We start from the raw sequence: 23,092 nt of genomic DNA on the forward strand, positions 1-23,092 counted from the left end.
TGCCAGCAGGGGAGAGCACCGTGATGCAGGTCGTCGACCACGAGCCGCACGCCTGGTTCCTCCTGCACGACGGCGCCCGGAGCTACCTGGACGTGAACTGCTCGGACGGCCCCGTCGGGTACTCGGTGCTCTTGGAGCTCGCGGAGGACGAGCAGCGCGCCCTCGGCGAGGGCGGACACGGCTATCTGGACGACCTCGCCGCAGCCGTCGCCCAGCGTGTCCGCTCGCCGTACCGGGACCGCGACCTGACGCGCGTCCGCGGGCGGGAGGTGACCGAGGCCGTCGCCGCGTGGCGTTCCGGCGGCGTGACGGACTGAGCCGCGCCGCCGGAGGGCCGCGGCCTCAGCCCGCGGCGACCGCCTGCTGGAGAGCCTGCGCGGTCGCGTCGACCTGGGTGCCGTCGACCTTCACGGCCGGGGTGCCGGACACCCCGTCGCGCAACGCCTGCTGGGTGATCTGGCCGACCCACGGCGCGTAGCGCTGGTCGTCGACGCACTGGGCGAAGTCGCCGCCCGCGCCGACCTTCTGCCCGAGCGCGACCAGCTGCTCGTTCGGGAGCCCGGCGCCGCCCTCGGCGGGCTGGTTGTCGTAGAGCTCCTTCTCGAACTGCGGGAACACCCCGGCCGCGGCGGCGCATCCGGCCGCGGCGCCCGCACGGGTCGAGTACCGGGTCGACGACGCCCGGTCCAGGATGGCGATCGGGTGGTAGACGATCTTCGCCTGGCCGGAGGACACGATCCGGTCGAGCGTCTGCCCGGCCTGTGCCTCGAACTGCCTGCAGATCGGGCACTGGAAGTCGAGGTAGATGTCGATGGTCTTCGGGGCCGCCTCGTTGCCGACGGTCACGCCCTGCGCGGACGCGTTCGCCGGGACCGCGATCCCGCCGCCGGAGTTCTTCCAGTAGACGCCGACACCGACGACCGCGGCGAAGGCCACCACGACGATCAGAGCGATCACCGTGAACTGCGACGGTCCCTTCCTCGCGGTGAGCGGGTTCTTCGCCGCCGCCTTCCGCTTCCCGGTGGCCATCAGGGTTCCTCCTCGGACGTCCGCGTACCCCCACTCCCGACGACCAGTTGTACGCCCTGTCGCCCCGCAACGGTTCGGCGGGGCGCCGGTCCGCCGCAGGTCAGGGGCCCGGGTGGCGGATCTTCGATCGCGTGTAGAACCATGGGGTCGTGAGTACCGACAGTGCCGTGGACAGGACCGTGGGGGAGACGGACGTCCGTACGGTCGAGCTCAAGATCGACGGCATGACGTGCGCGGCCTGCGTCGGACGTGTCGAGCGCAAGCTCGGCAAGCTCGACGGCGTCGACGCGACCGTCAACCTCGCCACCGAGCGCGCGCTGGTCCGGTACCCGTCGGCGACCCCGGTCGCGACCCTGGTCGAGACGGTCCGCAAGGCCGGTTACGGCGCCACCGAGATCCGCCCGACCGACACCGGCGACGAGGCCACCTCCGACGACTCCGCGCTGCGACGGCTGCGGACCCGGATGGCCGTCGCGCTCATCCTGTTCATCCCGCTGGCCGACCTGTCGCTGGCGATGTCGCTGGTCCCGTCGCTGCGCTTCCCGTACTGGCAGTGGGTGGTCGTCGCGCTGGCGCTGCCCGTCGTCGGCTGGGCGGCGTGGCCGTTCCACCGCACCGCCGTGCTGAACCTGCGCCACGGGACGACGTCGATGGACACCCTCGTCTCGCTCGGCGTGATCTCGGCGTCGGCCTGGTCGCTGGGGGAGATGGCCTTCCTCGACACCCGCCAGACCCTCACCGGGTGGGACGCGGTGCTGCACCCCTCCGGCCCGCTCTACCTCGAGGTCGCCGCCGGGGTCACGACGTTCGTGCTGGCCGGGCGGTACTTCGAGGCCCGCGCCCGCCGTACCGCCGGGCGTGTCATGCGCTCGCTCGCCGCGCTGGAGACCGACGAGGTCACCGTCCTGTCCGGGGGGACGGAGTCCCGCATCCCCGTGCGACGGCTGCGGGTCGGCGACCGCTTCCTGGCGCGGCCGGGCGAGCGGGTCGCCGCCGACGGCGTCGTCGAGACCGGGCGGGCCGCCGTCGACACGAGTGCGATGACCGGCGAGCCGGTCCCGGTCGAGGTCGGGCCGGGCGACGCCGTCACCGGCGGCACGATCGCCTCGGGCGGGCGGCTGGTCGTCGTCGCCGAGCAGGTCGGCGCGGACACCCGGCTCGCGCGGATGATCGCGGCCGTCGAGCGGGCGCAGACCGAGAAGTCCGCGACGCAGCGGCTGGTCGACCGGGTGTCGTCGGTGTTCGTGCCGGTGGTGCTGGCACTGGCGCTGCTCACCCTCGGGGGCTGGCTGCTGGCCGGCGCCGGCTGGGCCGGCGCGCTGGCGCCCGCGATCGCCGTGGTGATCATCGCCTGCCCCTGCGCGCTGGGGCTGGCGACGCCGACCGCGCTGATGGTCGCGACCGGCCGCGGCGCCGAGCTGGGGATCTTCGTGAAGGGGCACCGGGCGCTGGAGACCACCCGGGCCGCCGACACCGTCGTCCTGGACAAGACCGGCACGCTGACGACCGGGCGGATGGCCGTGGTCGAGGTCGCCGCCCTCCCGGGTACGGACGCGGCGCAGGTGCTGGCCCGCGCCGCCGCGGTCGAGAGCGGGTCCGAACACGCCATCGCCGCCGCGATCCGGGCCCACGCCGGGCCGGACGTCCCGGCGGTGGAGGACTTCGTCGCGCTGCCCGGGCTCGGCGCCCGCGGCACCGTCGACGGCCGCACCGTCTCCGTCGGGCGACCTCCGGAGGACACGGACGCGCTCGCGCCGCGGCTCGTGGAGTGGGAGGCGGCCGGGCACACCGTCGTCGCCGTGCACGTCGACGACGCCCTCGCCGGGCTGGTCGCGCTGGCCGACCCGGTGAAGGAGTCCGCACCGGTCGCGGTGGCCGAGCTCGTCGCGATGGGGCTCCGCCCGGTGCTGCTGACCGGTGACCGGCCCGCCGCGGCGCACGCCGTCGCCCGGGCCTGCGGGATCACCGAGGTCGTCGCCGGGGCGCTGCCCGACGGCAAGGTCGACCAGGTCCGTGCGCTGCAGGCGCAGGGCCGCACCGTCGCCATGGTCGGCGACGGCGTGAACGACGCCGCCGCGCTCGCCGCGGCCGACCTGGGCATCGCCGTCGGCTCGGGCACCGACGTCGCCCTGGAGGCCGCCGACGTCGTGCTCGTGCGCGACGACCTGCGCGTGCTCCCGGCGACCGTCGAGCTCGCCCGCGCCACGATGGGCACCATCCGCGGGAACCTGTGGTGGGCGTTCGGCTACAACACCGCGGCGATCCCCATCGCGATGGCGGGCCTGCTGAACCCCCTGCTCGCCGGGGCCGCGATGGCGCTGTCGTCGTTCCTGGTGGTCACCAACAGCCTGCGGCTGCGAAAGGCGGCGAGCTGGGCCGACGGCACCCTCGGCGGGACGCGCACCCCGGTCGGCGAGGAGTCGACCGACTACGTGGAGCCCACGGTCCACACCCCCTGACCGGTCCCCACACCCGTCGCAGCGGGTGTGGACGACCGCCGGAGGGTGTGGACGGGCGTGGTCGCCGGAATACGGCGACCCGTCCCGCGGCTGATCCGGGGGTGACCGCACCCCTGCCCGATGCGATCGACACCCGCCTCGACCGGATGCCGGCCTTTCGGAGTGGCAGCTGCGGCGGTCCCGCCGCTCCCGGGTGACCGACGGCGCGACGGCCACGGTGCTCCGCGACGCCACCGGGTCCGTCTTCCTGCGCGAGGGCCGCGCCCCGGTCCGCACGACGACCGGCTGCTGGACGACCGTCGCGGCGGGGGAGCTCGTCCTGGTCCCGCGGCCGGGGGACCTGAAGGTCCGCGGCGAGGACGGGGCGGGCCTCGCCGCCGTCGTGTTCGCCGGGCCTGACCCGGCTGAGGGCGACCGCCGCGACGGCGTGAGCGCGACCGGCGCTCAGCCGCCCCGGCGCATCTGCTCCAGCATCGCGTTGTAGGCCTTCAGCTCGGCGTCGTCGTCCCGCTCGGCCTGCCGGTCCTTGCGGGCCGCCTCCCGGGAGTCGTCGCGCGACCACTGCACCACCAGCGTGACCATCACCAGCAGCATCGGGATCTCGCCCGTCGCCCAGGCGATGCCGCCGCCGGTGCGCTGGTCGTCGAGCAGGTCCAGCCACGGCAGCCCGACCTGGCGGTAGAAGTTCTCCCCGAGCACCGTCGAGGAGCTCATCACCGCGACGCCGAAGAACGCGTGGAACGGCATCGTCGCGAGCATGACCGCGAGCCGCCCCAGGTGCGGCAGCCGGTGCGGGGCGGCGTCGACGCCGATCAGCGGCCAGAAGAACAGGTAGCCGACCAGCACGAAGTGCAGGTTCATCAGCTGGTGGGTCCAGTGGAACCGCAGCGCCCCGTCGAACAGCGGGGTGAAGTACAGGACGTAGAACGAGCCGACGAACAGCACCGCCGCGAACGCCGGGTGGGTCATTACCTTCGCGACGCGCGAGTGCACCGCGGCGAGCAGCCACTCGCGCGGGCCGGGTGGGTTGCCGCGGCCCGCCGGGCGCAGCACCCGCAGCGCGAGCGTGACCGCGCCGCCGAGGCTCAGCAGGATCGGCGCGAGCATGTTCAGGGTCATGTGGCTGATCATGTGGACGCTGAACATGGACGGGGAGTAGAAGCCCAGCCCCGACGACGTCGCCAGCAGCAGCGTCGCGCAGCCCAGCAGCCAGGCGACGGTGCGCCCGACCGGCCACACCACCCCGCGGGACGCGAGCCGGCGCACGGCCACCAGGTACAGCCCGGCCAGCACCAGCGCACCGGTGCCGAACAGCAGGTTCCAGCGCCAGTCGGTCAGTACCGCGAGCGCGGAGAACGGCCGGTCGATGTCCCAGCCGATCAGGGTCTGCAGCGCCGAGTCGTCGGCGACGACGAACCGCGGCGGCACCAGCCGGATGCTCGCGACGCCCAGCGTCGCCACCACCGCCCCCAGCACCGCGACCACCGGCAGCAGCCGGCCCGGCGCCGGTCCGCCCGGGGCGGCGACGAGCCCGCGGACCAGCAGCGCGGTCAACGGGACCAGGGCCGCGAGCAGCACCGCGACGGCCACGGCGACCTGCACGTAGGCCGACCCGCCGAGCGGACCGGCGTCGGTCACCACCAGCTGGAAGACGATCTCACCGGCCAGGTACACCACCCCGCCGACGGCGAGCAGCCCGCGGACCCGGCCCGCGGTCCGTCCCTCGACGACGCCGCCGTGCGCGCGGAACGCGACCAGCGCGGCGACCAGCCCGAGCCAGGCGGTCCCGGCGACGGCGCGCAGCACGTTCGCATCGCCGCTCCAGTCGTGCCCGGCCCCGGTCGCGGCCGGGTGGACCGCGGCGGGCACCGCCATCGCGCACGCGGCGACCAGCCCGAGCGCGGCGACGGCCTTCCAGCTCAGCGAGAACGCCGACCCGAGGGCGACGAGCAGCAGCAGCGCCCCGGCGAGCGCCCAGCCCAGCGGCTCCTCGATCGTCGCGGCGGCGCCGAGCCACCCGAACGGGCCCACCGACGCCAGGACGCCGGGGGAGTTGCCGGTCATGTCGGCCACCGACAGCCAGCCCGCGGCGATCGCCGACACCCCGGCGACGGTGGCGGCCAGGGTGCCCCGGCGCAGCGCGCGGTAGCCGTGGACGTCGACCGTCCCGGACCCCTGTGGCGCCGCGACCAGGCCGCCGACCAGCAGCGACCCGGCGGCGAGCGCGGTCGCGGCGACGGCCAGGACCTTCGCGACGACCGTCGCGGCCTTCAGGCCCGGCTCGGGCACCGGCAGCCCGCTCTGCCGCCAGAAGCCGTCGTCGCCGATCGTGACGGCGACCGCGACGCCGGCGCACAGCAGCACCAGGGCGACCGTGAGCGCGGTCAGGAGGGCACGGCGGTCGCGCCGCGCCGGCACCGCCGGTGCGGGCTGCGCACCACCGGCCGCATCGGTCGTCGCCTGCTCCGTGCTCGCGCTCACCGAGAACCCCTCCGCAGGTGGTCACCGGGCACGTACCGCGCCCGTGTCACCTCCGATGGTCCCCGCCCGGCCCGGCGCGCGCCGCACCGGGTCGGACGGGTCACGTCAGTTCCCGGTGATCCCGGACCACCAGCGCTGGATCGACTCCCAGAAACCCTGCGCGTCCTGACCGATCTGGCCGGGATCGGGCAGGTTCGACGGCAGCGACGGCAGCGACGGCAGCTCGCTCGGCAGCGACGGCAGGTTCGACGGGAGAGAGGGCAGACCCGACGGCAGACCCGGGATGTTGCTCGGCAGCTGGATGCCGCCGTCGTTCTCGCTTGTCGGGGCCTCGGTCGTCGTCTCGGTGGTGGGCGGTGCGCTGGTCTCGGTGGTCGGCGGGGCCTGGGTGTCGGAGTCGCCGTTGCCGAACAGCAGGAACCCGAGGAGCAGCACCAGCAGCGCGACGACGAGCGCGCCGATCGCGATCCACTTGCCGATCCCCGACGAGCCGAGGTCACGCGGTTCGGGCTCCGGCTCCGGCGCGACGACCGGCGGAGCGACGGCGGCCGGCTCGGAGAGGATCTCGGCGACGCGGCGGGCGTCCGGGCGTCGCTGCGGGTCGGTCGCGGTGGACCGGTCGATCGCCGTCCGCACCGGTTCGGGTACGTCCGCGGGCACCACCGGGGCGCGGTTCACGCGCTCGGCGGCGCCCTGCAGCCCCTGGCCCTGGTACTCCTGCCGCCCGGTCCAGGCCTCCAGCAGCACGAGGCCGAGCGCGTACACGTCGGTCGGCGGCCCGACCGGTCGGCCCTGGACCTGCTCGGGCGACAGGTACGCCGGCGTCCCGATGATCTCGCCGGCCGCGGTGTGGCCGTCGGCGCCGAGCAGGGCGGCGATGCCGAAGTCGGCGAGCCGGGCCCGGCCGTCGGAGTCGACGAGGATGTTCGACGGCTTGATGTCGCGGTGCGTGACGCCCTGCGAGTGGACGTAGGCCAGGGTCTGGGCGACCTCGGTGCCGATCCGGCGGATGTCCTCGGGCGGCAGGTCCTCGCGGGCGATGACGTCCTTGAGCGTGGGCCCGTCGACGAGCTCCATGACCAGGTAGGCGCGGTCGGCCTCGACGGCGAAGTCGTGCACCGCGACCAGCCCGGGGTGGCGCAGGTTCGCCATGACCTGCGCCTCCTGCTCGAAGCGCTGGTCGGCACTCGGGTCGTCGGCGGCACCGAAGATCTTCACCGCGACCGGCCGGTTGAGCCGGGTGTCGGTGGCCCGGTGCACGTCGGACATCCCGCCCTGGCCGAGCAGCCCCTCCAGCCGGTACCGGCCGCCGAGCAGCTCGGGCTCGGTGATGGGGGCGGGCATCATCCGGGTCGCGTCCGGGCGCGACGGGCGCGGCGCGCCGTGGGCGGCGGTCGGCGGGGCGCCGAGGTGGTGGGTCGGGGCCTCTCCGGGCCCGAGGCGCCGGGTGCCGTCCGCGGGGGCACCGGGTCCACCGGGGCCCGGGCGGCCGGGGCCGGGGGCGGGCCGACCCGGCGGGTGGCGTCCGGCGCGTTGCTGCGGGTCGCCGGGTCGTCGTCGGCGCGGCGCGGCGCGGGCCGGGCCCCGCCGACGCGACGGGTGGGGTCGGGCCCGGGGCCGCCCGGCGGCCGCTGCCGGCGGTTCCCCGTCCGCCACGGGTCGGATGCATCCCTGCGGGTGCGCTCCGGATCGTCGCCGCGGGTCACGGGCCCTCCCGGTCTGCTGGTACAGCCGGGCCGCGGGCGCGTGCACCGGCCGTCCGCCGTCGTGGCGGACCTCCTGGCGGCGACCGTACCGTCCAGAACCGGTCACCCCGGTGGACGGCACGCTGCCACCACCCGGTGATCCTCCCGCCCCGGAGCCCTCAGCGCGCCGTGACCGGTGTGCGCAGGTCGGCCGCGGGGAACGGGGGCCGGTCGTCGAGACGGACCGACAGCTTCCCGGCGGCCCGCCAGGCACGGGCGGTCAGGTCGCGGTCCTCGTCGGTCACGAGGTTGCCCATCACCCGCAGCGCGACGGTCATCAGCGCCCGCGACCGCATCCCGACCGGCCCGGCCAGCGGCAGCAGCCGCGGGATCGTGATGAGCCCGGCGAGCCGCCGCGCGATCGAGAACGCCAGGCCGTAGTGCGAGCGCAGGGTCGCGGGCCAGGCGCGGTCCAGGTCGGCGCCCGACGCGAGCAGCTCCGCGACCAGCCGGCCGGTCTCCAGGCCGTAGTCGATGCCCTCCCCGTTGAGCGGGTTCACGCAGCCCGCCGCGTCGCCGACCAGCGCCCAGTTCGGCCCGGCGACGCCGGACACCGCCCCGCCCATCGGCAGCAGCGCGGAGCGGACCAGCTCGACCTCCGGGCCGAGCTCCCACTCGGCGCGGCGCGCGTTCGCGTAGTGGTCGATCAGGCCGCGCAGCTTGATGTTCGCCGGGCGCCGGTCGGTGGCCAGGGTGCCGACGCCGATGTTGACCCGGCCGTCGTTCAGCGGGAACAGCCAGCCGTACCCGGCCAGGACCTCGTCGGCCTCGCCACGCAGCTCCAGGTGCGAGCTGATCCACGGGTCGTCGTGCCGGCCGGAGCTGACGTAGCCACGGGCGGCGACGCCGTAGGCGGTGTCCTGGTGCCACTCCCGGCCCAGCACCCGCCCGAGCGTGGAGCGCGCCCCGTCGGCGACGACGAGTCTGCGGCACCGGACGGAGCGGCCGTCGTCGAACAGCACGGAGTCGACCCGGCCCCCGGCGAACGTCACGTCGACGGCCTTGGCGCCCTCCATCGGGGTCGCGCCGGCCTCCAGGGCGACCCGGCGGATGCCCGCGTCGAGCTCGGTGCGCGGGATCGCCGAGCCGTGCGCCGGCAGCGACCCGCCCGGCCACGGCAGCTCCAGGACCTGCCCGAACCCGTGCGCGCGCAGCCCCTGGTTGGTGCCGTGCGAGTCGACCCAGCCACCGAGGCCCAGGTGCCCCAGCTCGGCGATCGCGCGCGGGGTCAGCCCGTCACCGCAGGCCTTGTCGCGGGGGAAGGTGGCGGAGTCGGCGAGGACGACGTCGAGCCCGTGCCGGGCCGCCCACGCCGCCGCCGCCGACCCGGCCGGTCCCGCCCCGACGACGAGCACGTCGGTGGAGTCCGGAGTGGTGGCGGGCGGGACGGGGCCGGTGCTCATGACCCCAGTGTCGCAACCCGGCCGGGCGGCCGCCGCCGAGCGTGCCCCCGGTCACGACCGGGGCCGCTACCGTGGCACCCGTGATCGGACCGCAGACACAGGACCCGGCCCGGCTCGACGCCGTCCGGGTGGTGGCGGCCCGGGTACCGGGACTGACGCTCCTGCTCCTGCACGGGTCGCGCAGCCGCGGTCAGGAGCATGCCGGGTCGGACTGGGACCTGGGCTATCGCGGCGACGCCGACCCGGCCACGCTGCTCGACGCGGTCGCGTCGGCGCTGGGTACGGACGCCGTCGACCTCGTCGACCTCGACCGGGCCACCGCGCTGCTCCGGTACGAGGCAGCCCGCGACGGCGTCGCCCTGTACACGTCCGGCGACGCGTATCGCGACTTCGTGCTGGAGGCCACCCGCTTCTGGTGCGACGCCGGTCCCGTGATCCGGTGTGCTCAGCAGGACGTCCTCGCGGGGCTCGGGCGGTGAGCGGGGCGATCCGGCCGGAACTGCTCGCCGAGCGCGCGGCGACGGTCCGCCGGCACCTCGACCGTGTGCGGGACCGGCTGCCGTCGGACCCGGACGGGCTGGCCCCGATGACCGACGCGACCGACGCCGTCGTCCTGCACCTGTGGCAGGCCATCCAGGTCGTCATCGACATGGCGGTGTCGGTCTGCGTCACATCGGGGCTCGGCTCGCCGCCCACCTACGGTGACGCGTTCCGCCTGCTCGGGAGGCACGGCGTCGTCGAGACCGGACTGGCGGACCGGCTGGCCAGGGCGGCCGCGTTCCGCAACCTACTGGTCCACGCCTACGGCGAGCTCGACCTGCGCCGGGTCCACACCATCGCTTCGCAGGGCCCTGCCGACCTGCTCGCGTTCCTGGCGGCGCTGCGCGACGCGTGAACTCCGGTCACGACCGGGTCAGGTGCCAGAGGATCACGTCGTGGGCGTGGCGGGCCTTGTCGTCGCCGCGGAAGGCCACCTCGTGCACGGCCGCCCCGACGGTGATCGCGATCTGGCTGGAGCTCGCGAACCGGCCCAGCAGGTTCCGGTCGGCGACGAACGACACCGAGGAGATCCGGCCGTAGGGGATCGAGGTGATCGCGGTGCGCTTGCCGACGAAGGAGTTGTCCTGCAGGACCGCCCGCAGGTCGGTGAGGCCGAGGAAGCCGGTGCCGGCGCCGATCGCGTCGTAGACGGCGATGATCCGCTCGCCCTCCAGCAGGCCGGCGGCGACCTTGTCGAGCTGGTCGCGCTTGTCGAAGACGGGTTCGCTCATGGCTCCGATACTGCCCGGCGGGCGAGCAGTGTCCGCACCGTCCAGACCAGCGCGGAGACGGCGAACAGCACGACGGTCAGCCACACCCACCGCATCCGGTAGGGCTCCTGGTCCAGCCCGGTCGCGTTCAGCGTGCTCAGCGCGCCCTGCCGGATGATCCCGGGCAGGAACATCAGCAGCGCGAGCCCGGAGCCGAGCACCGGGATCCGCACGTGGTTGACCAGCGGCACCCGGGTGCGGGGCAGCGCGAGCAGCAGCAGCCGGTCCCCGGCGGCGTAGAGCGGGAACAGCACGAGGTCGTGCAGCAGGACCGCGCCGGCGAACCACCAGGCCATCGTGACCAGGTCCGGGGACCCGCCGACGATCGCGTACACCGCCCACCCGGCGAGCGCGAAGCAGCCGAGGGCGGCGAGCAGGCGGCTACCGAGGAGCAGCACGGGAGAACCCGATCGTCGCGACCCACTTGGTGTTGTGCACCCCGGGGAGCGCCGGGACGATCAGCCGCGCCGGGTACCCGTGGTCGGGTGACAGCTCGGCGCCGTTGACCCGCAGCGCGAGCAGCGAGTCCGGCGACAGCGTCTGGCCGCGGTTGAGCAGCGAGCGGGCGAACGGACTCCCCACCTCGACCGACCGCACCTCCGCGGTCTCCGGGTCGGTCACGCCCGCGGCGCGGGCCAGGTCGGTCAGCCGCACCCCCGTCCACACCTGCGCGGTCGACCAGCCCTCGACGCAGGCGATCGGCAGCTCCGCGGTGTGCTGCGGCAGCGCGGCCAGCGCCGCCCGGTCGAGCACCACCGGTGCCGTGCCGCCGGTCAGGGTCAGCGTCCAGGCGCTCCCGACCGCGGCCGGGGCGATGCCGGACGCGACGAACGTGCGGTTGACCGGGAAGCCGTTCGGGCCGCCCCGCTCGGTGCTGTCGGGCGCCGTCGTCCGGCCGCGGGGCAGCAGCAGCGCCGTCGACCGGAGCCGGTCGGTGAACTGGCCGACGGTCAGTGCCGCGACGAAGAGCATCCCGCCGCCGACCAGGGCGAGCGCGCCGCGCCGCGACATCGTCGGGGGGTCCGGGTCGGGCGCGACCAGCGGGTGTGCCGGCTCGGGCCGGGTGGCGGCGAGCGGCGTGGCCAGCTCGGTGCGCAGCGATCGGCCCCGCAGCGACCGGACCATCGTCGGGAGCTTCGTGACCACGTGCAGCGCGAACGAGGCCAGGAACACCCAGGCCGCGGCGTAGTGGCCGTCGTAGAACGAGAAGCCGAAGACGTAGTCGTACTGGACGTTCAGCAGGCCGGTGACGATCAGGAACAGGATCGAGCCGACCAGCAGCACCAGTGACAGCCGTTCCAGGAACGTCACCGGGTTGCGTTCGGGTGCGGTGAACAGCTTCGGGATGACCGACCACAGCTTCGCCAGGACCAGCGGCACCAGCACGATCCCGAGCCCGACGTGCAGGCCCTCGGTGAGCCGGAACAGCCAGGCCGGTGACGCGGGCCAGTCCCACCACGGCAGCTGCAGTCCGCCGACGGCGTCGGCGGCCGGGATGGCCTGTTCCCGGCCGTAGGCGAGCCGGTCGAGCAGCCCGGTGAACGCCACGACGGGGAGCCCGACCAGCAGTGGCAGCGCGAACATCGAGGTCAGCCAGGGGCCCCGGATCGGGCTGCGCCACCGCACCACGCGCCTCACGGCCCGGTCAGCTCCAGGAACACCCGGGCGCCGAGGTGCACGTCGGTCACCCGCAGACCGGCCCGCCCGGCCGTCACGGCGAGGGGCACCGCGCCCTGCGCGGCCCACGGGATCGGCTCGCCCGCACCGCTGCCGCACAGCACCCGGGCGGTACCGCGCCACGCGTGTTCGGGGCGCGGGTCGGCCTCCACCAGCACCGTCCCGCCGTGGGCGAGCAGCCGCGCGGCGCGGGTGAGCAGGGCGACCGGGTCGCCGCCGATGCCGATGTTGCCGTCGGCTAGCAGCACGTGGGACCAGCTGCCCTCGCCGGGCAGCGGGCCGAACAGGTCGGCCTGGACCATCGCGACGCTGCGGCGGCGGCACAGGACCCGGGAGACGGCGGAACCGTCGACGCCGAGGGCGGCGATCCCGCGCGCGGCGAGCGCGACGAGCAGCCGGCCGGGCCCGCAGCCGAGGTCGAGTGTGGGGCCCGCGCAGTGGCGCAGCAGCCAGTCGTCGCAGCCACCGGCGGCGTCGGCCCAGCGGCCGACGTCCAGCGCGATCTCGGTGCCGTCGTCGCAGAGCAGGCGGGAGGGGGCGCCGGACAACGGCATGTCGAAGCCCTCGGCGGTCACGGTCACACCGACACCTCCGGACATCGCAGCCTGAGCTCGGCGACGGCGCGGGCGAAGCGGCTCCCCGGGACCTGCGCGGCGACGGCGACGGCCTCCGCCCCCGTGTCGACGTCGGTCAGCGGCCCGGTGAGGGCCACCCGCAGGCCGGCGGCCCGCAGCGCGTCCAGCGTCCGGTCGCCGGTCTCGGCGGTCGACATCGGCACGCCGTGCAGCGCGGCGGCGGCGAGCGGGTCGCGCAGGCCCAGCACCCACCAGCCGCCGTCGGTCGCGGGGCCGAGGACGGCGTCCACACCCGGTTCGGCGAGCCGGTCCGCACAGTGGGACAGCAGCTCGGCCGTGGCCTGCGGGGTGTCCATCCCGACCTGCAGGGTGGGGCGGCCCGGGTGCAGCGCGGCGGCGTCGGCGTGCGCGGCGGCGATCCGCGCGGCGAGCCCCTCCCCGCGCTGCGTGACGACGGCGAGCCCGTCCAGCGCGGCGGCCAGATCGGCCGCGCCGACGGCGGCGGCCCGGTCCCCGGTCAGCGCGACGACGGTGTCCCCGGCCACCCCGGCGGCGGCGTCGAGGGTGTCGAGCAGCGCCGCCGAGGCGATCGCCGCGGCGAGCTCGGGCGTCGCGGGCGGGCACAGCCTCGTCTTGACCCGGCCCGGCTCGGGTGCCTTCGCGAGGACGACGGTGGTGACGGGGCCGGTCATCGCAGCAGCCGGATCATGTCGCGCCCGGCCCGGACGGTGCCCTTGACCGAGCCGGAGACCTTGGACCGCCCGCCGGCACGCCGGGAGTAGGCGACCGGGATCTCGTCGAACCGCCAGCCCGCCCGGCCCGCCCGCAGCAGCAGCTCCAGCGGGTAGCCGAACGCCCGGTCCTCGATCCGCAGGTCCAGCAGCGCCTGCCGGCGTGCGACCCGGATCGGGGCGATGTCGTGCACCGGGACCCCCCGGGTCCGCAGCATCCCGGCGATCACCGCGTTCGCCGCGCGGGCGTGCCAGGGCCACACACCGACCGTGTCGGGGACCCGCCGTCCGACGGCGATGTCGGCGCGGCCGGACGCGACGGTCTCGGCCATGCCGGGCAGCACGTCGGCGTCGAGGGAGCCGTCGCCGTCGAGGAAGGCCACGAGCTCACCGCTGGCCGCCTCCAGCCCGGCGTGCACGGCCGCGCCGTAGCCGCGACGCGGTTCGACGACCACCCGCGCCCCGTGCCCGCGCGCGACGGCCGCGGTGTCGTCGGTCGACCCGTTGTCGACGACGATCACCGGCCAGTCGTCGGGCATCCGCTTCAGGACATACGGCAGCGCCTCCGCCTCGTCGAGGCACGGCAGCACGATCTCCGGGTGCACGTCGCGATCTTCACCTCTCCGCCGGTCCACCGCCCGCCGAATGCGGGAGGGTCCCGCAGGAGGTTCGAACGGCGCCCCTCAGCGGTTCGTGGTGATCGGTGAACGGAGCGGGTCGGTCGCGAACGCCGTCACCCCGTCGGCGAAGGTGGTCCGGGCGCGGAAGCCCAGCCGGGCCGCCGCGTAGGCCGGATCGGCGACGACGTGGCGCACGTCGCCGGGCCGGGCGCCGCCGATGATCTCGGGCTCGGGGCCGTCCATCGCGCGGGCCAGCTCGGCGGCGAGGTCGCCGATGGTGTGCGGCTCGCCGGAGCAGACGTTCGCGGCGCCGAAGCCGGTCGGCTCCGGGTCGGCGACGAGTGCGGCGGCGTTGGCGGCCGCGACGTCGGTGACGTGCACGAAGTCCCGGCGCTGCCGGCCGTCCTCCATCACCCGCGGCGCCTCACCGCGCTCCAGCGCGGACCGGAAGATCGACGCGACGCCCGCGTACGGGGTGTCGCGGGGCATCCGCGGGCCGTAGACGTTGTGGTAGCGCAGCGACCACACCGTCCCGCCGGTCTGGCGGGCCCAGGCGCTCGCGAGGTGCTCCTGGGCGAGCTTGGTGGCGGCGTAGGTGCTGCGCGGGTCGACCGGCGCGGACTCCGGGACGAGGCCGGACTCGAGGTCCTTGCCGCACTCCGGGCAGCGGGGCTCGTAGCGTCCGGCGTCGATGTCGTCGAGCGCACGCGGCCCGGGCCGGACGACGCCGTGGTCGGGGCAGTCGTAGCGGCCCTCCCCGTAGACGACCATCGACCCGGCCAGCACGAGCCGGTCCACCTTCGCGGCGTGCATCTGCGCCAGCAGCACCGCGGTGCCGAGGTCGTTGTGGGAGGCGTAGTCGGGGGCGTCGGCGGGGGAGACACCGTGCCCGACCATGGCGGCCTGGTGGCAGACCGCGTCCACCCCCGGCAGGAGCCGGGACAGGGTGTCGGCGTCGCGCACGTCGCCGCGGACCAGCTCGTGGTCCAGCTCCGGGGCCTCGCCGCCGTGCGCCTGCGGCAGCAGTGCGTCGAACAGGACGACCTCGTGGCCGTCCGCGACGAAGCGGTCGGCGACGTGGGACCCGATGAATCCGGCACCGCCGGTGACGAGGACGCGCATGCCCGCAGACGCTAGGGCGTACCGGTCCCGCCCGCCCACCGCCCGTCCCCGTCCGCGGCGCCGGCCGGGTCGTCGCGTGGTCCGGCCCCGGAGCCGCGGCTCCCGTCCCAGGTCTCGGCCGCGGCCAGCGCCAGGCCGAACAGGCCCGCCCGGGCCTCGCGGGCACTGGTCCAGCCGCGGTGCTCCCACTCCGGCCCGGCGAGCGAGTCCGCGGCGAGGAACACCTGGCCGTAGCCGACCCCGATCCGGCGCGCGGCCGCGACCAGCGCGGACGCCTCCATGTCGACCACCGCGCAGCCCTCGTCGCGGCGCCGCGCGACCCGCGCCGGGGTCTCCCGGAACACGGCGTCGGTGGTCCAGCACCGCCCGACGACGTGCGGCACCCCGGCGCCGTCGAGCACCCGGACCACCGCGTCGACACCGTCCGGGTCGGCGTCGATCGTCCGCGACGGCGGCTGGTAGTGGAACGAGGTGCCCTCGTCGCGCAGCGCGCTGCCCAGGACGACGGCGTGCCCCAGCGTCAGCTCGTGCCGCAGCGCCCCGGCCCCGCCGACCCCGACGACGGTGCGGACGCCCAGCGCCGCGAGGTGCTCCAGGAACATCGCCGCCAGCGGCGCGCCGACGCCGGGGTGCAGCACCGCGACCGGTGTCCCGCCGGGCCCGGTCGTGCGCCACACCGGGCTGCGGCCGAGCTCGCTGCGCAGCACGGTCACCGTCTCGGAGCGGGTCCCGAGGTCCTCGACGACCTCGGGGAACCAGCACAGCACCGCCGCGGCCGGCATGTCCGGGCGGAGCGGGGTGATCGCCGACGCCCGGATCACGCCCTCGGCGTCCAGGTCGTCCTCGTGCAGGGGGAGGTCCATCGTCGACGATCATCCCCCGCGCACCCGGTCGGGTGGAACACCGCTGGTGGGCGGGGTGACCCTCTCGCCCGGCGTCCCGGGGACGACGGCGCGCAGTATCGTCGGCCACGGATGCCCAGGATCCGGGCCGATCGGAGGGTGGCACAGGCATGGCCGGAGACTTCCGCGGCCCGCCCCCCGCGGGCGGGCGTCCGCCGCAGGGCGAGCCGCCGCGCGGCGGCCGTCCCGCGCGGCCCGGCAGCCCCGGCTGGACGAACCAGCCCCGCAACCCGCTCCCCGGACACGGTGGCCGTCCGCTCCCGCCGCCGTCCCCGCCGCAGCAGCCGCCCGGGACCCCGCCGTCGCGCGGGGGCCGCGGACCGCTGCGCAAGCCGCCGCCCGGCCGGGCCGCCGGGGCGCCGCCACCGACCCGGGCCGCCGCGCCGCCGCGTGGTCCGGTCATGCCGCGTCCCGCCGGTTCCGGAGCCGGGGGAGCGGGGGCCGGGGTGCATCCCGCGTCGCAGGCCCCCCGCGACGGCCGGGTCACCCGCGGCCCGTCGATGCCGGACTGGCGCCGCGTCCGCCGTGCCACCCGCGGGCGCTGGAAGGCCGTGCTGATCCTGCTGCTGGTCGCGTTCGTCGGGTTCGGCGTCTACCTCGACCAGAACATGACCCGGGTGCAGGCACTGCCCGCGGACTCCCAGGCGTCGTCGTCGGGGACGAACTACCTGATCGTGGGATCGGACAGCCGCGAGGGACTCTCCGCCGAGGACGAGGAACGCCTCGCCACCGGTGACGCGGCGGGCCAGCGCACCGACACGATCATGCTGCTGCACACGGGCAGCTCCGGCAGCGTGCTCGTCTCCATCCCGCGCGACTCGTACCTCCCGATCCCCGGGAACGGCAGCAACAAGGTCAACGCGGCGTTCGCGTTCGGCGGCCCGGAGCTGCTCGTCGAGACCGTCGAGGCCGCGACCGGCCTGCGTATCGACCACTACGTCGAAGTCGGCTTCGGCGGGTTCGTCGGCGCGGTCGACGCGGTCGGCGGGGTGGACATGTGCGTCCCCCGCGCCATCGACGACCCGAAGGCGGGCCTCGACATCCAGGCGGGCTGCCAGGAGCTGGACGGGACGACCGCGCTCGGCTACGTCCGCACCCGCGCGACGCCCGGCTCGGACTTCGACCGCGTCCAGCGCCAGCGCGAGTTCCTCTCCGCGCTGCTGGGCAGGGCCACCAGCCCGCTCACGCTGATCAACCCGTTCCGGATGGTCCCGCTGGCGTCCGCGGTGACCGGCACCATCACCGTCGACGACTCCGACCACATCTGGAACCTCGCCGGCCTGGCCTGGGGGATGAAGGGCGTCTCCGGCGGCGACGGCGTGCAGACGACCGTCCCGATCGGCGGCAGCGCGGGCGGGTCGAACCTGCGCTGGGACCGCACCCGGGCCCAGGCGCTGTTCGGCGCCCTGCAGAACGACCAGGCGCCGCCGGAGTCCAGCTTCGGCCCCTGAGGGCGCCGGTCAGGCGGTCTTCTTCGTCGACCGCCGACGTGTGGTGGCCGGCTTCGCGGGCTTCGCGTCGTCGGTGCCGGTCCCGGCGTCCTTCTCCTCGGTCTTCTTCGTCCGGGAGGACGACCGCCGGGCCGGGGTCTTCTTCTCCGCCGACCCGGACCCCGAACCGGACCCCGACCCGGAGTCCGACTTCGTCGACCGGGCCGCGTCCACACTGGCCTGCAGCGCCGACAGCAGGTCGCTCATCGAGTCCCCGCCGTCGTCGGCGGCCTCCGCGGCGGGCGCCGGGCGGGCGTTGCCGTCGGAGCGCTTCGCCTCGATGAGGTCGGCCATCGCGTCGCGGTACTCGTCGTGGAACTCCGACGGGTCGAAGTCCGCGCCCATGCTCTCGACCAGCGACGACGCCATCTTCAGTTCCTGCGGCTTGAGGTCGACCTCGTTGTCGAGGATGTCGAACTCCGGCTCGCGGATCTCGTCCTGCCAGATGAGGGTCTGGAGCACGATCGCCTTGCCGCGCACCCGCAGCAGCGCGAGGGTCTCGCGCTGGCGCAGCGCCACCTTCACCACGGCGGTGCGGTCGGTCTCCTCGAGTGCCTCGCGCAGCAGCGCGTACGGCTTGGCGGCCTTGGTCTCCGGCTCGAGGTAGTAGCTCTTGTCGAACAGCATCGGGTCGATCTGGTCGTTCGGCACGAACTCGATGACGTCGATCTCGTGCCCCGTCCGCACGGGCAGCGACGCGAGGTCGGAGTCGTCGAGGGTGATCAGCTCGCCGTCGGGGGTCTCGAAGCCCTTCACGATGTCGGCGTAGGTGACCTCCTCGCCGCACACCTCGCAGGTCCGCTTGTAGCGGATGCGGCCGCCGTCCTCACCGTGCACCTGGTGGAACCGGACGTCGTGGTTGGACGTCGCCGAATAGACCTTGATCGGCACGCTGACCAGCCCGAAGGACACGGCCCCGCTCCAGATCGCGCGCATGCGGTTCCCCCTCGCGTGCCGTCCGAAGTGACAGCATGACGGTGTGCAGCCCATGCTCGCCACCCCCGGACCCCTGCCGACCGGGGCCGGCTGGTCGTTCGAGGTCAAGTGGGACGGCATGCGCGTGCTGGCCGAGGTCACCGACGGCGGTGGCGAACCGGCACTGCGCCTGCGTACCCGTTCCGGCCGCGATGTCACCGCGAACTTCCCCGAACTCGCCGGTCTGGTGGACCTGGCCCCCGACGTGCTCCTCGACGGCGAGGTGGTGCTGCTCGACGGTGGTGTCCCCAGCTTCGCCGCGCTCGCCCACCGGATCCACGGCCCCGCGGGCGGCCGCCCGGTCACGTTCATGGTGTTCGACGTGCTGCGCCTGTACGGGGTGCCGCTGCTCGACCGCCCGCTGGCCGAGCGCCGGGCCACCCTGGAACGGCTCGACCTGTCCGCGACCCCGCACGTCGAGACCTCGCCGCTCTACCCGGACGGGGCCGCGCTGCTGGAGGTGACGGCGTCGCGGGGGCTGGAGGGCGTCGTCGCCAAGCGGGCGGACTCGCGGTACCGGCCGGGCCGGCGCAGCCCGGACTGGGTGAAGGTCGCCCACCGGCACTCGCAGTCCTGTGTGGTGGGCGGCTGGAGACCCGAGAGGTCCGGTGGTGCGGGACGGATCGGGGCGCTGCTGCTCGGTGTCCCCGGGCCGGACGGGCTGGAGTTCGCCGGCCGGGTCGGGTCCGGGCTGGCCGGGACGGTGGTGCAGGAGCTGCTCGCCGCCCGGCTGACCGGGGCACCGGAGTCGCCGTTCGCGCGGGTCCTGCCCCGGGTCGACGCCGCGGGCGCACGCTGGTGCTCCCCGACGGTCGTCGCCGAGGTCGCCCACCTCGGGTGGACGGCGGCCGGCCGGCTGCGGCAGCCGGTCTTCCGCGGGATCCGCGACGACGTCGACGCCGCCGACGTCCGCCGGGAGCCCCGCTGAGGACGGCTGATCATCACCCGTTCGCGTGGTCCGCGCGGCGATGTGGTTCGGTGTGCCCGACATCGACGACCCGGAGGTGACGCGCGTGGCGGTCATGCTGACCTGGCGGTCCGACCCCGAGACCGACGGCGCCGCGGGCATGGAGTCGGCGCGCATCACGACCAACGGCGGCGGGTTCCGTGCCGTCGGCCGGATCATCCGCGGCGGGGAGGGCGGGGTGCTCACCGCGTCCTACCGGCTCGTCGTCGCCGGCGACGGGACGCTGTCGCGGCTCGCCGTCGACGTCGCCACCGCCGAGGGGGAGCAGCAGCTCACGCTGTCGCGCAGCACCGACGGCGTCTGGCTGGTCGACGACGGCTCCGGCGGCAGCCGGGGCCACTTCGGCGGCGCCCGCGACGTCGACCTCGCCTTCAGCCCGGTGTTCAACGCGCTCCCGGTCCGGCGCCTCGCCCTGCACCGTGAGCCCGCCGAGCACGTGCTGCCGATGCTGTTCGTCGACCTCCCGACACTGACCGTGGAGAACACCGAGCAGACCTACCGCACGGTGACGGCCGGGTCGCCCGGCACGCCCGCGGTCGTCGGCTTCGCCGCGGGTTCGTTCGCCGCCGACATGACCGTCGACGACGACGGCTTCGTCCTCGACTACCCGGGCATCGCGTCCCGGGTGACGCTCTAGCGCTTCACCGGCTCGACGACGTCGCCGCGGCGGCCGAGCTCGCGCAGCTCGGCGAACACGTCCGGTGCGCCGAGGTCGACCGGCACCTCCAGCGGCTCGCGGGTCGAGGCCCACCGCATCCGCGCCTCGTGCCCGGAGCGCACGGTCGCGGCCAGCCCACCGGTGGAGGCCAGCGCCCCGCGCATCGCGCCGAGCCTGCCCAGGGCGTCGTCGACGGCGGCGAGCAGCGCGCCCCGGTTGCCCTCGCACATCGCCAGGACCAGCTCGGGGCGGGTCCCGGCGACCCGGGTGCCGTCGGCGAACGAGCTCGCGGAGAGGGCGAGGGCGAGGTCGTCGCCCTGCTCACCGGCGCCGACGGAGGCGAGCACCGCGGCGAACAGGTGCGGCAGGTGCGAGATCCGGGCGACGGCGACGTCGTGCTCGTCGACGGCCGCGGGCACCACCCGGGACCCGCAGTCCCAGGCCAGCTCGGCGACGTCGCGCCACACCTCGACGTCGAGGCCGTCGTCGGCGGCGACCACCCAGGCGGCGCCGGCGAACAGGTCCGCGGACCCGGCGGGCCAGCCGGACTCGGCGGTGCCGGCCATCGGGTGCCCGCCGACGAACCGGGTGCGCGGTGCGAACTGGGCGACCGCGTCGGCGACCGGCACCTTCACGCTCACCGCGTCGGTGAGCCGGCAGGTGGGGGCGACCGCGTCGACGCGGCGCAGCACCGCCTCCAGCGCGGTCAGCGGGACGCACACGACGACCAGCGCGTCGGCCTCGGCGGCCCGGGCCAGCGCGGCGTCGGTGTCGGTGGTGACGTCGAACCCGTCGGCGACGCCGGCAGCCGCGGTGGGCTCGGACGCGGCGGTGCCCCACACCTCACGCCCGGCGCGGGCCGCGGCCCGCATCAGCGACCCGCCGATCAGTCCGGTCCCCAGCACGCACACCGCTCGCATGCGTCACGAGGGTAGAGACCGCGGTTCCCGGCCCCGCGCGGACTCCGCTCGTCGCACCGCCCGACCCGGTGATCACCGGTTGTGGAGCGCAGAGGCACGGACAGCGCACTCCGGACTCCACAACCGGTGATCATGGGCCGGCGAGCAGCGCGGCCCCGCGCGGGGAGAGCCGGTAGCCGACCTCCAGGCTCTCGGTCAGGCCCAGCTCCTTGAGCGCGCGGACGTCGCGCTTGAACGCCGGGGTGTCCCGCCCGGCCCGCTCGGCGAGCTCGGCGGCCCGTACGCCGGGCAGCTCGGCGACCAGCCGCAGCGTCGGCCGGGTCCAGGGCCCCCGGCGCGACCGGCGGTCCATCCGGTCCAGGGCCGCGACGACGTCGTCGAGGTCCCCGGTCGCGTCCCGCAGCGACTCCCGCGGGTCGGCCCCGGCGAAGCGCAGCCCGATGCGGAACACCGGGTCGGACCGCGTTCCGCGGAACGCGCGGCGCACCCGGTCGGCGGAGGGCTCGCCCGCGGCGCGGGCGTCGTCGTCGGTGATGCGGTCCGGGTCCACCTCGTCGACGGCGACGACCTCGACCACCCCGGCGGCGGTGCGCAGCGTCGAGCCCACGGCCACCCGCGACCGCGCCCAGCGGCGGTACACGCGGTCGACCTCGCCCGCGGCGACCCCGCGCGCCACCGCCACCGGGAGGATCACCGCAACGCCCTCTCCAACGCCCGCGCCAGCCCCAGCAGCACGTCCTCCCCGACGGTGATCCCCACCAGCTGCACCCCCGCGGGCAGCCCCGGCACCGGGACCGGCAGCGCGACGACGGGCCGGTCGAGCAGGTTGAACGGCGAGGTCAGCTGCAGCATCGACGGCAGCACCGGCACCCCGTCGTGCTCGGTCGCGCCGATCGGCGTGGCCCGCAGCCGGGTGGTGGGGCAGAGCAGCACGTCGCAGGAGGCCCCGAGCCGGTCGAGCAGGGCGCGCCCGACCCGGCGGCGCTCGCGCCGGGCGTCGACGTACAGGTGCGCCGGCGCCTCCGCGTGCCGGGCGAGCCGGGCGGCCGTCGCGGGCTGGTACTCGTCGCGGCGCTCGGCGAACCAGCGCCGGTGGGTCGCATAGGCCTCCGCGCCGGTGATCACCGGGTAGGTGGCGGCGAGCTCGGCCACGCCGGGGGTGTCCTGGGCGGCGACGGGTGCGCCGAGCGCGGTGAGCGCGTCCGCCGCGGCCCGGACGGCGTCGGCGATCACCGGGTCGTGCGGGCGCCACCAGTCGTCGTCGGCGACGCCGATCCGGGGCAGCACCGCCGCGGCCGACGCGCCGGGCTCCCCGAGCGCGGTGCGTGCGACGGCGAGCGAGGCGGCGTCGGCGGCCAGCAACCCGACCGTGTCGAACGACTCGGCGAGCGGGAACACCCGCTCGCCCGGGATGGCCCCGCGCCGCGGCTTCAGCCCGGCGACGCCGCACAGCGCGGCCGGGGTGCGCACGCTCGCCCCGGTGTCGGTCCCGACGGCCAGCGCGAGGTGCCCGGCGGCGACGGCCGCGGCGGACCCGGACGACGAGCCGCCCGTGATCCGGGCCGGGTCGTGCGGGTTGCGGGCCGCGCCGGTGGCGGCGACGTCGCCGGTGGGGCCGTAGGCGAACTCGTGGGTGTGGAGCTTCGCGACGACCACGGCCCCCGCGGCCCGCAGCATCGTCACCACCGGTGCGTCGGCGGTCGCGGGGGCGGCGTCGGCCAGCAGCCGCGAGCCGCACCGGGTCGGCAGCCCGGTGACGTCGACCAGGTCCTTGATCCCCACGGCGACGCCGTGCAGCGGGCCCAGCCGTCGTCCCGCGGCGGACAGCGCGGTCAGCTCGGCGGCGCGCTCGCGGGCGCGGTCGGCGTCGAGGGCGACCACGCAGTTCGTGGTGTCGGACCCGAGCCGGGACAACACGTCGTCGACGTGCTCGGAGGGGGAGAGCTCCCCGGAGTCGAGGGCCCGCAACAGATCGGGGAGCGGCAGCACGCGCTCAGCGTGCCGTCGCTCCCCGACTCCGACAACCGG

At 75.8% G+C, this 23,092-nt stretch carries 24 protein-coding genes; 8 read left to right on the forward strand and 16 right to left on the reverse strand.

Translation table 11 applies throughout. From position 1 onward, the window contains the following. The first annotated feature begins 20 nt into the window (after nucleotides 1–20). Nucleotides 21–317: a hypothetical protein gene (locus ZF1_RS01465; protein ID WP_476653412.1), complete on the forward strand. Its 297-nt coding sequence runs from the start codon at nucleotides 21–23 to the stop codon at nucleotides 315–317. A gap of 25 nt (nucleotides 318–342) precedes the next feature. Here the strand turns inward: ZF1_RS01465 and ZF1_RS01470 are convergent, their stop codons facing one another. After that, complete coding sequence (locus ZF1_RS01470) at nucleotides 343–1,029, reverse strand: DsbA family protein (RefSeq protein ID WP_482636319.1); 687 nt, start codon at nucleotides 1,027–1,029, stop codon at nucleotides 343–345. A 167-nt stretch (nucleotides 1,030–1,196) separates the two neighbouring features. Between ZF1_RS01470 and ZF1_RS01475 the strand changes: the two genes are divergently transcribed. Beyond that, on the forward strand, nucleotides 1,197–3,488 hold the full coding sequence (locus ZF1_RS01475) for a heavy metal translocating P-type ATPase (protein WP_482636320.1): 2,292 nt from the start codon (nucleotides 1,197–1,199) through the stop codon (nucleotides 3,486–3,488). A 193-nt stretch (nucleotides 3,489–3,681) separates the two neighbouring features. Continuing rightward, a complete protein-coding gene (locus tag ZF1_RS01480) occupies nucleotides 3,682–3,972 on the forward strand; it encodes a hypothetical protein (protein WP_482636321.1) in 291 nt (96 codons plus the stop codon). Here the strand turns inward: ZF1_RS01480 and ZF1_RS01485 are convergent. The 3 genes from ZF1_RS01485 to ZF1_RS01495 all read right to left on the reverse strand — a co-directional run bounded on the left by ZF1_RS01485 (nucleotide 3,933) and on the right by ZF1_RS01495 (nucleotide 9,117). Then, on the reverse strand, nucleotides 3,933–5,969 hold the full coding sequence (locus ZF1_RS01485; protein ID WP_482636322.1) for a cytochrome c oxidase assembly protein: 2,037 nt from the start codon (nucleotides 5,967–5,969) through the stop codon (nucleotides 3,933–3,935). The two genes, ZF1_RS01480 and ZF1_RS01485, sit on opposite strands and share 40 nt — an antisense overlap. 105 nt (nucleotides 5,970–6,074) lie before the next feature. After that, nucleotides 6,075–7,316: a serine/threonine-protein kinase gene (locus ZF1_RS01490; RefSeq protein WP_482636323.1), complete on the reverse strand. Its 1,242-nt coding sequence runs from the start codon at nucleotides 7,314–7,316 to the stop codon at nucleotides 6,075–6,077. A gap of 517 nt (nucleotides 7,317–7,833) precedes the next feature. Further along, on the reverse strand, nucleotides 7,834–9,117 hold the full coding sequence (locus ZF1_RS01495) for a geranylgeranyl reductase family protein (RefSeq protein ID WP_251783131.1): 1,284 nt from the start codon (nucleotides 9,115–9,117) through the stop codon (nucleotides 7,834–7,836). 80 nt (nucleotides 9,118–9,197) lie between these two features. Here ZF1_RS01495 and ZF1_RS01500 point away from each other — a divergent pair, with 80 nt between their 5' ends. Both ZF1_RS01500 and hepT read left to right on the forward strand, forming a co-directional pair. Beyond that, entirely contained in the window at nucleotides 9,198–9,596 is a 399-nt protein-coding gene (locus ZF1_RS01500; protein ID WP_482636324.1) for a nucleotidyltransferase family protein, read from the forward strand. Then, a complete protein-coding gene (gene hepT / locus ZF1_RS01505) occupies nucleotides 9,593–10,012 on the forward strand; it encodes a type VII toxin-antitoxin system HepT family RNase toxin (protein ID WP_482636325.1) in 420 nt (139 codons plus the stop codon). The genes ZF1_RS01500 and hepT overlap by 4 nt, the downstream gene beginning before the upstream one ends. A gap of 7 nt (nucleotides 10,013–10,019) precedes the next feature. Here the strand turns inward: hepT and ZF1_RS01510 are convergent, their stop codons facing one another. From ZF1_RS01510 to ZF1_RS01545, 8 genes are all read right to left on the reverse strand, one after another. After that, nucleotides 10,020–10,388: a PH domain-containing protein gene (locus ZF1_RS01510; protein ID WP_062399487.1), complete on the reverse strand. Its 369-nt coding sequence runs from the start codon at nucleotides 10,386–10,388 to the stop codon at nucleotides 10,020–10,022. Further along, the gene (locus tag ZF1_RS01515; protein WP_062399489.1) at nucleotides 10,385–10,825 is read right to left on the reverse strand and encodes a hypothetical protein; all 441 of its coding nucleotides are present in this window, start codon (nucleotides 10,823–10,825) and stop codon (nucleotides 10,385–10,387) included. Before ZF1_RS01515 ends, ZF1_RS01510 begins: the two co-directional genes overlap by 4 nt. Next, nucleotides 10,809–12,065 (reverse strand): molybdopterin-dependent oxidoreductase, encoded by a 1,257-nt coding sequence (locus ZF1_RS01520; RefSeq protein ID WP_482636326.1) that lies wholly within the window; start codon nucleotides 12,063–12,065, stop codon nucleotides 10,809–10,811. Before ZF1_RS01520 ends, ZF1_RS01515 begins: the two co-directional genes overlap by 17 nt. Further along, nucleotides 12,062–12,685: a methyltransferase domain-containing protein gene (locus ZF1_RS01525; RefSeq protein ID WP_253069312.1), complete on the reverse strand. Its 624-nt coding sequence runs from the start codon at nucleotides 12,683–12,685 to the stop codon at nucleotides 12,062–12,064. Before ZF1_RS01525 ends, ZF1_RS01520 begins: the two co-directional genes overlap by 4 nt. Continuing rightward, nucleotides 12,682–13,371, reverse strand: coding sequence for a TIGR04282 family arsenosugar biosynthesis glycosyltransferase (locus ZF1_RS01530; RefSeq protein WP_482636327.1), 690 nt, complete (start codon nucleotides 13,369–13,371; stop codon nucleotides 12,682–12,684). The genes ZF1_RS01525 and ZF1_RS01530 overlap by 4 nt, the downstream gene beginning before the upstream one ends. Continuing rightward, the gene (locus ZF1_RS01535; RefSeq protein WP_073575722.1) at nucleotides 13,368–14,015 is read right to left on the reverse strand and encodes a glycosyltransferase family 2 protein; all 648 of its coding nucleotides are present in this window, start codon (nucleotides 14,013–14,015) and stop codon (nucleotides 13,368–13,370) included. Before ZF1_RS01535 ends, ZF1_RS01530 begins: the two co-directional genes overlap by 4 nt. A 78-nt stretch (nucleotides 14,016–14,093) precedes the next feature. After that, a complete protein-coding gene (locus ZF1_RS01540; RefSeq protein ID WP_253069532.1) occupies nucleotides 14,094–15,152 on the reverse strand; it encodes an NAD-dependent epimerase/dehydratase family protein in 1,059 nt (352 codons plus the stop codon). Nucleotides 15,153–15,163: 11 nt separating this feature from the next. Next, nucleotides 15,164–16,015, reverse strand: a complete 852-nt coding sequence (locus tag ZF1_RS01545; RefSeq protein WP_405420249.1) for a nucleoside phosphorylase — start codon at nucleotides 16,013–16,015, stop codon at nucleotides 15,164–15,166. 149 nt (nucleotides 16,016–16,164) lie between these two features. Here ZF1_RS01545 and ZF1_RS01550 point away from each other — a divergent pair, with 149 nt between their 5' ends. Then, nucleotides 16,165–17,505, forward strand: coding sequence for an LCP family protein (locus tag ZF1_RS01550; protein WP_405420247.1), 1,341 nt, complete (start codon nucleotides 16,165–16,167; stop codon nucleotides 17,503–17,505). Between the two features lie 9 nt (nucleotides 17,506–17,514). Here ZF1_RS01550 and ku read toward each other — a convergent pair whose 3' ends face one another. Beyond that, nucleotides 17,515–18,480, reverse strand: a complete 966-nt coding sequence (gene ku, locus ZF1_RS01555) for a non-homologous end joining protein Ku (RefSeq protein WP_482636328.1) — start codon at nucleotides 18,478–18,480, stop codon at nucleotides 17,515–17,517. 52 nt (nucleotides 18,481–18,532) lie between these two features. Between ku and ligD the strand changes: the two genes are divergently transcribed. Beyond that, nucleotides 18,533–19,447 carry a non-homologous end-joining DNA ligase gene (gene ligD, locus ZF1_RS01560; RefSeq protein WP_482638664.1) on the forward strand — a complete coding sequence of 305 codons (915 nt, stop codon included), beginning with the start codon at nucleotides 18,533–18,535 and terminating at the stop codon, nucleotides 19,445–19,447. Between the two features lie 52 nt (nucleotides 19,448–19,499). Next, on the forward strand, nucleotides 19,500–20,123 hold the full coding sequence (locus ZF1_RS01565) for a putative glycolipid-binding domain-containing protein (protein ID WP_251783125.1): 624 nt from the start codon (nucleotides 19,500–19,502) through the stop codon (nucleotides 20,121–20,123). On the opposite strand, the gene ZF1_RS01570 is transcribed toward ZF1_RS01565, so the two are convergent. From ZF1_RS01570 to ZF1_RS01580, 3 genes are all read right to left on the reverse strand, one after another. Then, nucleotides 20,120–21,064, reverse strand: a complete 945-nt coding sequence (locus ZF1_RS01570) for a prephenate dehydrogenase (RefSeq protein WP_346106351.1) — start codon at nucleotides 21,062–21,064, stop codon at nucleotides 20,120–20,122. The two genes, ZF1_RS01565 and ZF1_RS01570, sit on opposite strands and share 4 nt — an antisense overlap. Nucleotides 21,065–21,194: 130 nt before the next feature. Next, nucleotides 21,195–21,758, reverse strand: a complete 564-nt coding sequence (locus ZF1_RS01575) for a hypothetical protein (RefSeq protein ID WP_073575728.1) — start codon at nucleotides 21,756–21,758, stop codon at nucleotides 21,195–21,197. Next, nucleotides 21,755–23,053, reverse strand: a complete 1,299-nt coding sequence (locus tag ZF1_RS01580; RefSeq protein WP_482636329.1) for an amidase — start codon at nucleotides 23,051–23,053, stop codon at nucleotides 21,755–21,757. Before ZF1_RS01580 ends, ZF1_RS01575 begins: the two co-directional genes overlap by 4 nt. Nucleotides 23,054–23,092: the final 39 nt, after the last annotated feature.

Source organism: Pseudonocardia sp. ZF1 (genome assembly GCF_056835605.1).